This window comes from Methylobacterium sp. Leaf466, assembly GCF_001425565.1.
Classification (GTDB): Bacteria; Pseudomonadota; Alphaproteobacteria; order Rhizobiales; family Beijerinckiaceae; genus Methylobacterium.
The window spans coordinates 1-12,817 of record NZ_LMRC01000024.1 but is presented as its reverse complement, the minus strand read 5'-3'; the positions used below and the strand labels follow the sequence as shown (position 1 = coordinate 12,817).

12 protein-coding genes are annotated in these 12,817 nt (G+C 62.4%); 10 read left to right on the top strand and 2 right to left on the bottom strand.

What is annotated here, in order from left to right; genetic code table 11:
- Positions 1–54 precede the first annotated feature (54 nt).
- From ASG59_RS11355 to ASG59_RS11340, 4 genes are all read left to right on the top strand, one after another.
- Positions 55–1,035: an AAA family ATPase gene (locus ASG59_RS11355; protein ID WP_082528737.1), complete on the top strand. Its 981-nt coding sequence runs from the start codon at positions 55–57 to the stop codon at positions 1,033–1,035.
- A gap of 350 nt (positions 1,036–1,385) precedes the next feature.
- Positions 1,386–1,991: an HGGxSTG domain-containing protein gene (locus ASG59_RS20525; protein WP_156399216.1), complete on the top strand. Its 606-nt coding sequence runs from the start codon at positions 1,386–1,388 to the stop codon at positions 1,989–1,991.
- Positions 1,988–2,284, top strand: coding sequence for a hypothetical protein (locus ASG59_RS11345; RefSeq protein WP_056408941.1), 297 nt, complete (start codon positions 1,988–1,990; stop codon positions 2,282–2,284). Before ASG59_RS20525 ends, ASG59_RS11345 begins: the two co-directional genes overlap by 4 nt.
- Positions 2,285–2,464: 180 nt before the next feature.
- A complete protein-coding gene (locus ASG59_RS11340) occupies positions 2,465–2,836 on the top strand; it encodes a hypothetical protein (RefSeq protein ID WP_056408939.1) in 372 nt (123 codons plus the stop codon).
- 56 nt (positions 2,837–2,892) lie between these two features.
- On the opposite strand, the gene ASG59_RS11335 is transcribed toward ASG59_RS11340, so the two are convergent.
- Positions 2,893–3,531, bottom strand: a complete 639-nt coding sequence (locus ASG59_RS11335; RefSeq protein ID WP_056408937.1) for a recombinase family protein — start codon at positions 3,529–3,531, stop codon at positions 2,893–2,895.
- Between the two features lie 1,098 nt (positions 3,532–4,629).
- Between ASG59_RS11335 and ASG59_RS11330 the strand changes: the two genes are divergently transcribed.
- The 3 genes from ASG59_RS11330 to ASG59_RS11320 all read left to right on the top strand — a co-directional run bounded on the left by ASG59_RS11330 (position 4,630) and on the right by ASG59_RS11320 (position 7,868).
- A complete protein-coding gene (locus ASG59_RS11330) occupies positions 4,630–6,072 on the top strand; it encodes a sensor domain-containing diguanylate cyclase (protein ID WP_200945957.1) in 1,443 nt (480 codons plus the stop codon).
- 81 nt (positions 6,073–6,153) lie between these two features.
- Positions 6,154–6,591: a translesion error-prone DNA polymerase V autoproteolytic subunit gene (gene umuD, locus ASG59_RS11325; protein WP_056408947.1), complete on the top strand. Its 438-nt coding sequence runs from the start codon at positions 6,154–6,156 to the stop codon at positions 6,589–6,591.
- Complete coding sequence (locus ASG59_RS11320; RefSeq protein ID WP_056408933.1) at positions 6,588–7,868, top strand: Y-family DNA polymerase; 1,281 nt, start codon at positions 6,588–6,590, stop codon at positions 7,866–7,868. Before umuD ends, ASG59_RS11320 begins: the two co-directional genes overlap by 4 nt.
- A 206-nt stretch (positions 7,869–8,074) precedes the next feature.
- Here ASG59_RS11320 and ASG59_RS11315 read toward each other — a convergent pair whose 3' ends face one another.
- Positions 8,075–8,458 carry a VOC family protein gene (locus ASG59_RS11315; protein WP_056408931.1) on the bottom strand — a complete coding sequence of 128 codons (384 nt, stop codon included), beginning with the start codon at positions 8,456–8,458 and terminating at the stop codon, positions 8,075–8,077.
- A gap of 203 nt (positions 8,459–8,661) precedes the next feature.
- Here ASG59_RS11315 and ASG59_RS20520 point away from each other — a divergent pair, with 203 nt between their 5' ends.
- The 3 genes from ASG59_RS20520 to ASG59_RS11300 all read left to right on the top strand — a co-directional run.
- Positions 8,662–9,009, top strand: coding sequence for a hypothetical protein (locus ASG59_RS20520; RefSeq protein ID WP_056408929.1), 348 nt, complete (start codon positions 8,662–8,664; stop codon positions 9,007–9,009).
- Between the two features lie 1,394 nt (positions 9,010–10,403).
- Positions 10,404–11,969 (top strand): porin (locus ASG59_RS11305; protein ID WP_210168509.1); only part of this gene is annotated, 1,566 nt, incomplete at its 5' end.
- Positions 11,970–12,529: 560 nt separating this feature from the next.
- Positions 12,530–12,817, top strand: a 288-nt coding sequence (locus ASG59_RS11300) for a TerB family tellurite resistance protein (protein WP_200945956.1), incomplete at its 3' end; no start/stop codon positions are given.

Genomic DNA, 12,817 nt, shown 5'->3' with positions numbered 1-12,817 from the left:
CCCTTCCGGCCGTACCGGAGAGCAGTCTGCGAGAACGAGGTTAGGGGGTCAGAATTGGACGCCGATCCCCCACCTCACGGGGTCAAAGTTGCACGCCGAAACACACCTACACGTCCGTGCCGGGTGTTGTGTGTGTTCTGCGAAGACGACCGGGACGAGCTGCAGCGCCGACAAAACGCCATCAACAAGGCGCTCGGCGTCAGCCACCTCGAATTGTCGAACATGCTGCTCACGTCACGCGTGGGCGAACCCGGCAATCTCCTGGCGACCTTCGACCGCCACGGCGCGCAGATGACGCTTCAGCCGTTCTACCACCGCATTCTGAAGCGGGCGCAGGCGTTCCGAGCGGACCTCATCATCATCGACACACTGGCCGACACGTCCGGCGCCAACGAAATCGACCGGGCGCAGGTGAACGCCTTCGTGAAGGGGTGCCTTGGCGGCTTGGCTCGCGGGATCAACGGGTCAGTGCTAGCGCTTGCGCACCCGTCGCAGCAAGGGAAAGCGTCGGGCGGTGGCACGTCCGGGTCGACTGCGTGGAGCAACGCTGCGCGAGGCCGTCTCTATCTGTCGGCCCTGGCCGGCGACACGCGCCAGCTTGAGAACATGAAGGCCAACTACGGCCCGAAGGGATCGAAGCTGAAGATCGAATGGCGCGCGGGGGCCTTCCATCTCCTCGCGGCGACGCTGGCGGGGCCTTCAGAGGCCGGGGCATCCGAGATGCCCACGCTGGAGGCCGCTGACGACGACGCTGTAGTTCGGGCGGTCGTGGCGTGCGCTGGCGTGCGCATGACCCTCGGAAAAACCACACCGTACGCGGCCGAGAAGGTCCTGAGACAGCGGTGTCCTGAACTTCTGAAGGCAAGCACCCCCATCGAGGTTCGGGACGCCCTAGCCCGCGTGGTGCAAGCCGGGATCGTGCACCTCGTGGAGATCGGCCGGGATCGTAGCAGTCGGGCCATCTTCGGCTTGGCTGTCGATCCTGCAAAGTTGTCTGCGGCGGCGGCCAAGAGTGGGTCGGATTTGTTTGCTTGAGGGGTGCGCAGACCCCCGCAAACTCCCGCAGACATACACGCTAAGTCATTGGAATTGTTGACCGCAAGCTAGATTGCGGGGCCTCCCTGCAAAGTACCCGCAACCTTCCCGCAAACTACCCATTTCGTGAGGCTTCATATGTTCAATAAGACACTGACAAACATGGGCTTTCTCGAAAGCCGTATGTCGGCCTGCAACCTCCCGCAATCTTGGTACCGCAACCTTCACCCTTACAGGGAGAGGCCTGGCGGCCCTCCGCCATGGGCTCCGGGCCTCTCCCGCACGGGTTTAGGGCCTCGCTCCGCGCAAGCGGAGGCCGAATGTTGCCCGATAGCTCACGGACGCATTTCATGAAACGCCGCGGTCCGCCCAAGAGGAGGCCGACGCCACGGCAGCGTGCGTGGTGGTCCTCGGCCCGGTTCCGAGACATCGGCCGCCAGACCTGCCTGCGCATCAACGCGAGTCGCCGCGCGGCCGTGAAGTGCGGCGCGAGGAAGAAGTCGGACGGCGAGCCCTGCAGGAACCTGCCACTCGCCAACGGCAAGTGTCGCCTTCATGGTGGCGCTACCCCGTCGGGGACGAACTGGCATCGTCCGACGTTCGCCCGGGCCGACACGCCGACCGGCGCCGCCAAATTCGAGCGCAAGCTCGCGGATCTGCGGCGGCGCACGAAGCAGCTCATGGACCGCCGAGCGGCGATGACACCCAAGGAAGCTGCTCGCTACGCCGCATGGCAGCGGACCCACCAGCCCGGTTCGGCGGGCGGCCGCGCCGCGGCCCGGAGCGAGGCGGCACAGAACGCAGCCATTCGCTGGATACTGGCGAGACCCGACAAGCCGATCACGCGTAGCGACGAGGTTGCCGCCATCGGGGCGGTGTTGGCCGAGCTTGAGCGTCGCCTGGCCGATATCCAACAGCCGGCGGGGCCGGCCGACAACGGAGACGTATTCGCATGAGCTACGGCAAGACGGTCGAGGAAGCCCGGCACGAGCTGCGCGAGCGGATGGAGTTCGAAGGGGCCGTGGTCGCCTACGAGACGGCCCTCGCCATCTGCAGAGACCCGAAAGCATCGGCCACGGCCAAGGCATCCGCCATCAACTCGCTGCTCCGGGTCGCCGGCTATGACGGCAAGCCCGGTCCTGATTTCGACAAGCCTCTGGACGAGATGACCTACGAGGAAACGAACGCTTTGCTTGACCGGCTGCGGCGACGCGAGGCTGCGCTTAATGAGCCGGATGTCTTTGGATAGGCAGTCAGTTTTGTATATTTTGTCCGTCAATACTGACCTACAAAACAGACAATACTGAATTTTCATAAATTAAATCGCTCGCTGCTGTTGACATGCAGTAACGCGTAAATCAGCATTCTTGCGTTCGGGCCTTCCGGGCGACAGCCGGCCGCTGAACAAGGCCAAGGCAGCTCTGCGATCATGTCGATGCTCACCCTCGTGCCCCCGGCGGCGCAGCCGATGACGGCTGACCTGCTCCACCACTCCCTTTCATCAGAGGGGTTCCTTCCCCGCTATTGGCTTATGGGGTACCTTGCCGATGATGGAGTGAAGCCGGCGCAGGTCGCGTCCATCGAGGTCCTGCTCGACGCCGAGGAAGGCGCACGGTTCGTGTCCGAGGCCGAGGCGCTTGGCAAAGCCTTCGGTCGCACGCGGCCCGTATGCGACATTTGCGAGGACCACGGCGGGGGCCCGTGGCGTCTCATAGAGGCCCTGGTTCCCCGCGCGCTGATCCTGGAGTTGATGCTTCTGGCGCAGCGCCACGGGTGCAAGCGCATGCCGTTCCCGGGCTAGGCGCCCGCAGGATCGGACTACCCAAGGGGCGCCCCTACCGGCGCCCCTTTCGCGTTTCAGAGGCCCCAGGCGAGCAAGGCGCTCTCGCCGGCGGCCGGGTCGGCCTTGATCCGCAACACGGTCTGTCGGGACAGGCCGGCGGCACGGGCGATCTCCGACGTGCCGGTCTCCATCGCGAGCATGTCGCGCACCATCACGAACTGAGGGCGCGTGTATGAGGGCTTGCGGCCCTTGTAGGTCCGTTCCGTCTCGTCGGCCTTGGCGTGGTCGATGCCGGCCCGCTGCGCCTCTTTGGTGGCTTCGGCCTGCGCTTGGCTCATCGCGGCCATGAAGCCGATCAGCGCGTCACGCACGGCCTGTTGCATGGGGTCCTTCGTGGCGCCGTCGAACGTCATGCCGTTGATGACGGTGCGAACGATGACACCGCGGCGCATGAACTCGCGGATGGTTTCCGTCACGTCGGCGTAGTTGCGGCCGAGCCGGTCCACCCATCGCACCACCAGTGTGTCGCCGGCCCGCAGCATGTCGAACAGGCGCCGGCCTTCGGGCCGTTCGACCAGGCGTGTGCTGACGCCCGAAACGCCGTGATCGGCCACGACGTCATCGATCTTGAAGCCGGCGGCCTCGGCCTGTGTCCGCTGATGGGCGCTGGTCTGATCGGCGGTGGAGACGCGGGCGTAGAGGACGGTTTTCATGGCGCGGACTGTCCGTTGAGATGATGTCCGCATATGGGACTGTCCGTTGATCAAAGTCAATCCTAACGGACAGGGTTATAGAGGGTCGTGACGGTGTACGCGGGGGTATACGCTAACGGACACGCTTGCTCATGCCCGCAGCGCATGCCGGCGGTTCAGGTGTCTCGCATCCTCGACCGGGCGGCCTAGCCAGCCCGGAGATGCACGGCGTTCGAGCCGGCTTCGACGTGTCCCACGAAGCCTCATGACGGCCGCGGCGGGATCCAGGGCTCCCAAGTGGCGAGGGCCGGACGAAGTGCCTTCTCAAGCTTTGTTGGACACCGCCAAGCCTCGCCGCGGCCGCACCGGCGGGTCGACGCCCGCCCCCACCGGCCCCGACCGACCCCCGGGGTGCACTCGGAACGCCATCGCCGCAGCCGCGTCCCTTGGCCGGAGAAATTCGCGGCTCGCTGAAAACTTAAGACATACAGAGACGATGCGTAGATCGTTGACCCGAACGTACCGCTTCCGTCGATGGCGAACGTAGAGGCGGCCTCGACGGGAACGATTGACGGCCTCGGCCGTGCTCTCCCGGCGCAGCCGATGCGGCTCGGATCGTCGTTCGCCGATTTCCTCCCGACGTTCGCTCAAGCGGGCAACGCCTAAAGGATGCCCTAACAGACGCCGGGCGGACTTGGTTTTGGGAACAAGACGATCCATTGTGAGCACTTGGGGCGCAGCCCGCGGCTTTGCATGATGGATTTCTGACCACCTTTGACTGCGTCGGTCTTGGCTCGCCGTGAGGTAGAAGTTGAGGTAACCGACCTTGCTTCCGTCCATGATCGGGTTGTTCGATGCTTGCGGCCTCGAGCTGATGGCGTTCAACGACGCCGCTCGTCGCCAGGATGTGGTGGTCGGCTTGCTGCGGCATGCTCTGACACGGACCTGTTGAGGCGGAGTGTCTCTATTCGAGGAGTGGCCTGTTAGGGATTGTCGTATCAGATAGCCGGAACCCAGTGCGCCTGTGGACCACCCGCTGTGAACCTGCTGAGACGGCTCCCACGTGCATTCTGGTCTGGCCATAATTGGATCGTCCTAAGCATTCTAGCGCCGGCTGGAATGCTGTTCGTCTCCGGCCTGATGCTGTTCGATTTGCAGCGCGATGCCTGGCATAAAGCCGAGCTGACTTCACGCAATCTTTTACAAGTTATCGAGCACGACATCGCTCGGAACGTCGAAATAATTGATCTGACACTTCGCGCGATACAAGATAATTTACGCGCTCCCGGCCTTACAAAAATTGATCCAGCAATGCGTCAGCTTGTCCTTTTCAGCCGCGCCGCAACAGCACGCGACCTTGGCGTTATGTTTGTTCTTGATGAAAACGGAGATATAGTCGAAGAGGCTTCGGTTTTCCCACCACGAACTGGTAATTATGTGGACAGAGACTACTTTCAAGCTCACAAGGTTAATCCTAACCTTGGTTTATATGTGGGACGACCTGTCATTTCGCGCCTGACGGGCGAGCGCATGATCAATTTTAGTCGGCGCATAGACAAGCCCGATGGTTCTTTTGGTGGCTTGGTGCTGGGTAGCCTTAAGCTGTCCTACTTCGGGCGCCTCTTCGACCAAATAGGTCTCGGGCGCGAAGGCGCTATCAATCTCTATCTGCGCGACGGTACACGGGTCACCCGGCATCCGTATCTTGAGGAGGATGTCGGCGTAAATATTGCCGGCTCCAAGACCTTCGAGGGCTTTGCGCGATTGGGTAGAGGTGCCTTCGTCGAGACCTCAGTCCGGGACGGTGTAAGGCGGTTCTACACATTCACCCGTGTCGGCGAACTTCCCCTAATCCTGAACGTGGCACTTGCCGTCGATGAGATCGAGGCCGAGTGGCGTACCAAAGCCCTCGTGATCGGCGCAGTCCTGCTGATCCTGTGTGGAATGACCATCCTGTTGTCGATGATGTTTGGGCGGGAGCTGCGGCAGCGTACTCAGGCGCAGTTGGAACTCGCACGTCTTTCGCAAACGGACGCATTGACCGGCCTCGCGAACCGGCGACGGTTCGAGGCTGCTTATAAGCTCGCTTGCTCAGAGGCCACCCAATCCGGTGAGCCTCTTTCCCTTCTCGTGGTCGACGCCGATTACTTCAAGCGCTTCAATGACCGCTACGGCCACTCGGTCGGAGACGAGGTGCTGAAAGGCTTGGCTCGTTGCCTTATGGCAAGCGTGCATCGACCTTCGGACCTCGTATGCCGGATTGGCGGAGAAGAGTTCGTTCTCCTGCTACCCGACACCGATGCGGCTGGAGCGGTCAAGGTTGCCGAGGAGGTGCATGCTCAGGTCGCAGCGTTGACGGTCGGATCGTCCGGGATCGGTGCGGGCAAGGTCACGGTGAGCATCGGGTCAGCCACAGGTATCACAGATGCCGGGGACCTCTACCAGCGCGCTGATAGGGCGCTGTACGAGGCCAAGGCGGGTGGGCGGAACCAAACTCGCACCGCGCCCTCGCGGGGCATCCATCCCGCTGACAGACCGACCTTCCGCATCGTTGGCACCTGAAGGGGACCTTTCGAAAGCCGCTTGACCCGAAGCCTGGCCGATGTTCTCTATCCGTTCTCGTTGTCCATCGAAATCGAGATCATGCTCCACATCGCCATTCCCACCGTAGGTGTGCCGATACCCCTGCCGCTGCTCGCCAAGGCTGTGCGAGCGGGCTTCCCGAGCCCGGCCGATGATTTCGTTGAGGAGGAGATCGACCTTCAGCGCCTGCTGATCGTGAACCGGCCGGCCACCTTCTTGGTGCGTGTGGCCGGTGACAGCATGATCCTGGCCCGGCTGTTCGACGGCGATTTCGCCGTGGTCGACCGTTCGCTGACGCCCGCGAATGGCGACGTGGTGGTTGTCGACATCGATGGGGACCGGTCCTTCAAGGTGTGGTCCCGCCAAGGGCCGCGGGTCGCCCTGTCGTTCGCCAATCCGCGCTATCCCGAGTTCCGACTGTCGCCCGATGCCTTGGTGGAGGTGTGGGGCGTGGTGTCCAGCTCGATCAGCCCCCGTCGTCGTGCAGCTCGGGGGTGAGCCGGGTCTACGCGCTGTCGGACGGCAACAGCTTCTATTGCTCCTGCGAGCGGGTCTTCGACAGCCGGCTCGCCCGCGTGCCGGTCATCGTGTTGAGCAACAACGATGGGTGCGCCATCGCCCGAACGGCTGAGGCCAAAGCGCTCGGTATCAAGATGGGCGACCCCTTCTTCAAGATTCGCCAGACGTGTCATGCGCAAGGCATCCGGGTCTACTCGTCGAACTACGCCCTCTATGGCGACATGTCGGCCCGGGTGAACGAGGTCTACCAGCGGTTCTCGCCGCGGATCGAGATCTACTCGATCGACGAGAGCTTCCTCGATCTGACCGACGTTCGGTCACAGGACCGCGTCGTCCTCGCGCGAGACATGCAGTCAACGGTTCAGAAATGGACGGGCATTCCGACTTGTGTCGGGCTCGGCAGCACCAAGACGCTGGCCAAGCTGGCCAACCACATCGCCAAGAAGGTGCCTGAACTCGATGGGGTCTGCGACCTCACCGACCCCGTGGCCTATGACCATTGGCTCTGCCGGATCGCGCCGGGCGAGATTTGGGGCGTCGGGCCGTCCACGGTGCGCAAGCTGGAGGCGTTGGGCTGCGATAGCGTCGCCGACGTGCGCGACCTCGATCCTCGAGCCGCACGGAAGGGCATGACTGTCGTCGGCGAACGCTTGGTCTACGAGCTTCGTGGTGTTGCCTGTCTCGACCTGGAGACGGTGGCAGCGACACGGAAGGGCTGCGCTGTGACGCGCTCGTTCTCCGATCGCGTCGAAGACCAGGCAACGATGGAACAGGCGGTGGCGGCCCACGCTAGCCGTCTCGGTGAAAAGCTGAGACGGGAGGCCCTGGGAACGGATCACCTCACCGTCTTCTTCCACACCTCTGAGCACGATCGCGGAAACCCACAGCGATCGGTGTCCGCGGTGGTGACGCTGCCCGAAGCCACTAACGACACACTCGCTCTGATCAAGGCCGCCACGACGGGCGTGCGACGGGTGTGGAGGCCCGGCTACCGCTATTCCAAGGCCGGGATCATCACCACGGACCTCGTGCCCCTGGCGGCCTCACAGCGCGCCTTGATAGGGGCTTTGGATCGAGAGCGCAGCGGCCCGATGATGGAGGCGATGGACGCCTGCAACAGACGTTGGGGGCGTGGCGCTGTCGTGCCGGCTTCGGCTGGATGGATGAAGGCGCGCTCCTGGTCCACCAAGTTCGAGATGCGATCGCCGCGCTACACCACTAGGGTGGCGGAGGTGCCGACCGTGCGGGCTTCCTGATGCAGGATCGTCAACCGCGAGCTGCGCCGTCGACCTTGCCCCGATCATCAGCGACCTGCGCGCGTCCGGGAACACCAGCCTCCGCTCCCTGGCGGCTGGCCTGAACCGGGTCGGCATCGCCCCGCCCCGGGGAGCCACCTGGTCACCGATGGTGGTGAGCCGGACCCTTCCCCGGATCGAGGCGGCCTGATGGGGCGGACGCTGCTTCAGTCCGCGAACTTGAACCGAGCGCAGAGTTTGTTGCCGTCCGGGTCGCGCAGATAGGCGAGGTAGATCCGACCCATCGGGTTCCTGCGTTCTCCCGGCGGATCTTCTGCTGAGGCGCCGCCGTTCGTGACCCCCGCTTCGTGCCAGGCATTGACCTCATCCGGACTGTCCATCGCGAACCCGATGGTGCCACCGTTCGCCGCGGTCGCAGCCATCCCGTCGATCGGCTTAGTAATGACCAAGCGGCTCCCTCGGTGCGCGTAGACCAGGCGCCCTAACGCATCCGTGATACCGGGCTGACCACCCGTTGCCACGAAAAGGGCATCGTAGAACTTCTTCGATCGAGCTAGATCGTTACTGCCAAGGACTACGTGGCTGAACACGGCGTTTCCTCCTTCATTGGTGACGAGCGTGGGCTAACCCTGGCCGTAAGGCACTGCCGCTCCCACCTCTCCCTTATGACACACCACCTTTCAGCGCACGCGCAGCGAGCCGCCCAAGCCTCGGCCGCTGCCCGCTCACCGTCGCCACACGGCGCGCAGCCCACCTATCGCCTCTACTCGTCGAGCTTGACGTCATCACCGCCATGCTTGCCCTCTACGCCAAGCCCGGCACCTGGACCCGCGAGGGGATCGCCAAGGATGCCGCTGGCCATCGAGTGGCCTCGGAGAGCCCGGAGGCGGTGGCGTGGTTCCTGGAGGGCACCCTGGAGCTGGTGATTGAGGACCGGGAGAACGGGAGCCTTTTGTCTCTTGTGTTCGATGCCTGCGGCGTCGAGCTGATGGCGTTCAACGACGCCGCTCGTCGCCAGGATGTGGTGGTCGGCTTGCTGCGGCAGGCCGCCTATCAAAATACTAATAAAATAAACTTGACCACAAATACTAATTCTTTGATTTTCTGTTTTTTCTTACGACCATCCTGTAGCGATACGTAGAAGACTGATCTTTCGAAAAAGGAACAGAAACACGTAGAGCTTTAGCGCCAGTATCTGAATATATCTTATATCTTTGCCTGTTCGGCGGTAGTGTGTAAATTTCTCCAGAAACAATTTCGGTGCTATCGTTGCTTGCATATGATATAGTTAAACTGCCGGATAGCAATATTAAACTCTCCTCACTGCTTCTTCGTGCTTGTAAATTTATCGTCACTCCAGGCTCGAATATTTCAATTTCTGCATTAACTGCCGACCCACCGACGAAGTTTTTTCGTTCGAACTTTAATCCAATCGGCGCAATTACCGGATTATCATTACTATTATCGCTAATAACACTCGAATTAGATTTAAAGAAGTCAGATGTCACGCCAAGAAAGACATATAGTCTTAAAAATGTCTCGAAAGACGGTGCAGTTTGTGCATTCTCAATTCTTGATAGAATTGATTTCGAGATACCAGTCTTAGCTTCAACATTGTCATAGCTCATATTCAAATTGTTGCGGTACCGTCGAAGATTAACCCCAAAGGTATTAAGGTATTCATGAATCTGATATTTGCTAAGCATATTCATATCTTTCGTAACGCAGTTTTTAGACAAGCTTTGGAATTAATGCCGGAACAATATTAAAAACTAAAGCAGCCCATATTGGTGCCGACAGGAAATAAAAAGCACAAAATCACAAAGCACATTTGCAAACGTGAATAAACGATCTGATATAACCACCGTCATGCCTTTCAAGAAAGCCAGATACAGCGTGAGAGGTGGGAAGTTTTGGAGACAGGCCAAGGCGAGGGCAAAGGCAATTTTGAATCATACCCACCTACCGCCAATCAAATGCTTTTCAAAAAAAATCCAGCGCTCGGGAGGTTAGCCACCAAAACGAAGTTGCGGCGCGGCAACACCCTTCGAGAACCAGGACCCTGCACACATTTCCGTGTTGCTTGGGGTGGGGAGTGTCGTCCAAGGTATACCAGCACGGGGGAAAACCCCGGCAAGGCCCGCGGTTCCGGCAACGGACGCGATGGGTTCCTAATAGCAAGTACGGGCGGGCCGGTTGCGACCTTGGGGGTCGGAATTGAGATCTGCATAGTCTTTGGTCTCGAAACTCTGGAGATAACAATGAGGCTCTTAANTAGCAAGTACGGGCGGGCCGGTTGCGACCTTGGGGGTCGGAATTGAGATCTGCATAGTCTTTGGTCTCGAAACTCTGGAGATAACAATGAGGCTCTTAAAGAGCTCGCTCCTTGGGTCTGTCGCGGGGGTTTTCGCGGTAGCTGGAGCGCAGTCTGCCGATCTGCCGGTCAAGAAGGCCGCCCCGATCGAGTACGTGCGTGTCTGCTCGGCTTACGGCGCCGGGTTCTTCTACATCCCCGGCACCGACACCTGCCTGCGNCTGCCGGTCAAGAAGGCCGCCCCGATCGAGTACGTGCGTGTCTGCTCGGCTTACGGCGCCGGGTTCTTCTACATCCCCGGCACCGACACCTGCCTGCGCCTCTCGGGCCGCGCCCGGTTCGAGGTCGGCTACGGCGAGTCGAAGCAGCGTAGCGGCACCAACGGCGACCTCGTCGGTTACCGTGGCCTCGCCCGCATCAACCTCGATGCCCGCACCCAGACCGGCTACGGCACCCTGCGCGCCTTCGCCCGCCTCGAGTTCGCCTCCCGCACCGGCGGCACCCAGGGCATCCGCTCGGGCACCCAGGAACGCATCGGCAACGCCTTCGGCGCCACCGGCCAGGACCAGGCCGGCCACGTCCAGCAGTTCGTGAACACCGACAAGGCGTTCATCCAGTTCGCCGGGTTCACCGCCGGTCGCGCCTCCTCGTTCTTCGACTTCTACGCCCACGACTTCGAGATCCAGGCCTCCACCGCCGGTTCGGACCTGCAGTCCACCAACCTGCTCGCCTACACCACCAAGCTCGGTGCGAGCGGCTTCAGCGCGACCCTCTCGCTCGAAGACCCGGCCTTCCGCCGCAACACCATCTACTCGCAGGAATTCGCGAACCCGGCCTCCGGCGCGAACAACGTCGCAGCCCAGCGTGTGCTCTTCGGCACCGTCGGTGTGTTGCCCGCCTTCCAGACCGTCGACGTTCGGCAGTCCAGCCGTCTGCCCGATTTTGTCGGTGTCCTTCGCTACGACGCCGCTTGGGGCTCCGCTCAGCTCTCGGCTGCCGTCAAAGAGCTGAATACCCAGAACTTCATTGCCGGTTCAGCCGGTGCCGCTGCCAACATCGGCGCTCTGACCCCCGGCTTCGCTCTTCCCGGTGTCGGTCCGACTGCACGCCCCGGCGCCGAATACGGCTGGGCCGTTCAGGGTGGCGTGAAGATCAACCTGCCCTTCATCGCGCCGGGCGACACCTTCTACCTGCAGGGTGCCTACGGCGAGGGTGCCAGCCTCTACACCGGCGTCCCGTCCTACAACGGCAGCTACACCTCGCGCATCAGCACCATCAACGGTGCCGCCTTCGACCCCTACATGTCGGATGCGACCCTCAACCCGTTCACGGGTAAGATCGAGACGTCGAAGAGCTTCAGCATCGTCGGCTCGTTCCTGCACTACTGGTCGCCTGAGTGGCGCTCTGCGGTGTTCGCCAGCTACTCGGAGATCGAGTTCGCTCGCGGCGCTCGCCAGAACAACGCTCTGGCTTACTCCGGTGCCGGAACTGCAACGAACAACAACTTCACGGGTATCGTCGGCACACGCTCCTTCGCGCTCGCCCCGACCCTTCGCGACAACTACCAGATCGTCGCCGGCGCGAGCCTGATCTGGTCGCCCGTCAAGGACCTCGATATTGGTGTCGAGGGCCTCTACACCAAGGTCGGCGTGCAGAGCGGCCGGGTCATCGACCAGACCCGCAACGCTCCGCTCACCGCCGCCGCGATCAATGCTGGCGCGGCCGTCCGCACCGTCACCGCCGACGACACCTACCAGGTCCGCATGCGCGTCCAGCGCGACTTCTAGGACCCGACATCCTCCGGCGCGGCGGGTGCCGCGCCGGGGACCCATGGCTGGNGCCGTCCGCACCGTCACCGCCGACGACACCTACCAGGTCCGCATGCGCGTCCAGCGCGACTTCTAGGACCCGACATCCTCCGGCGCGGCGGGTGCCGCGCCGGGGACCCATGGCTGGACATCGCCTTCGGCGATGGAGAGTTTCGAGAATCGACGACTTGGCCCGGCTGTGGAAGCCGGGTCTTTTCGCGTTGAGGGCYKGGTTTCGCAGCGCCGGTTGTCGTCGTCGTCCGGCCGGGYGATCGCGGGAGGCGCAAGCCGAACCCTCTCCTTTTCGAGGGAGGSCATTCGCGTTTCGACCGGCGAGCGACGGCTCGCATCGCCGACACGATCGAACGACGCCCCGCCGACTCCCGTCTCCGCACGAGGCTCCGATGACGCTGATCGAACGCCTGAAGTCCTACGCCGCCGACGCCTTCNCATTCGCGTTTCGACCGGCGAGCGACGGCTCGCATCGCCGACACGATCGAACGACGCCCCGCCGACTCCCGTCTCCGCACGAGGCTCCGATGACGCTGATCGAACGCCTGAAGTCCTACGCCGCCGACGCCTTCGGGCTCGCCGCGCCTGAGGTCGCCGATCCGGCAGAAGACGAGGCCCTGGCGGCCATCGCGCTGCTCGTGCATGTGGCGCGGGCCGACGGCACCCTGGCCGCGCCCGAGGCCGAGCGCCTCGCCCGCCTCGTCGAGGGCCGCTACGCGCGCTCGCGGCCCGAGGCCGATGCCCTGATCGCCCGCGCCACCGCCTTCGACGCCGAGACCCGCGACATGGCCGAACTCGTCGAGCGGATGGGGCAC

Bases quoted from the DNA above. Each gene is read 5' to 3' on its own strand.
- ASG59_RS11340 (WP_056408939.1), top strand. From the start codon at position 2,465: ATGTCGATGCTCACCCTCGTGCCCCCGGCGGCGCAGCCGATGACGGCT.
- umuD (WP_056408947.1), top strand. From the start codon at position 6,154: ATGCTCCACATCGCCATTCCCACCGTAGGTGTGCCGATACCCCTGCCG.
- ASG59_RS11335 (WP_056408937.1), bottom strand. From the start codon at position 3,531: ATGAAAACCGTCCTCTACGCCCGCGTCTCCACCGCCGATCAGACCAGC.
- ASG59_RS20520 (WP_056408929.1), top strand. From the start codon at position 8,662: ATGCTTGCCCTCTACGCCAAGCCCGGCACCTGGACCCGCGAGGGGATC.
- ASG59_RS11330 (WP_200945957.1), top strand. From the start codon at position 4,630: ATGCTGTTCGTCTCCGGCCTGATGCTGTTCGATTTGCAGCGCGATGCC.
- ASG59_RS20525 (WP_156399216.1), top strand. From the start codon at position 1,386: ATGAAACGCCGCGGTCCGCCCAAGAGGAGGCCGACGCCACGGCAGCGT.
- ASG59_RS11345 (WP_056408941.1), top strand. From the start codon at position 1,988: ATGAGCTACGGCAAGACGGTCGAGGAAGCCCGGCACGAGCTGCGCGAG.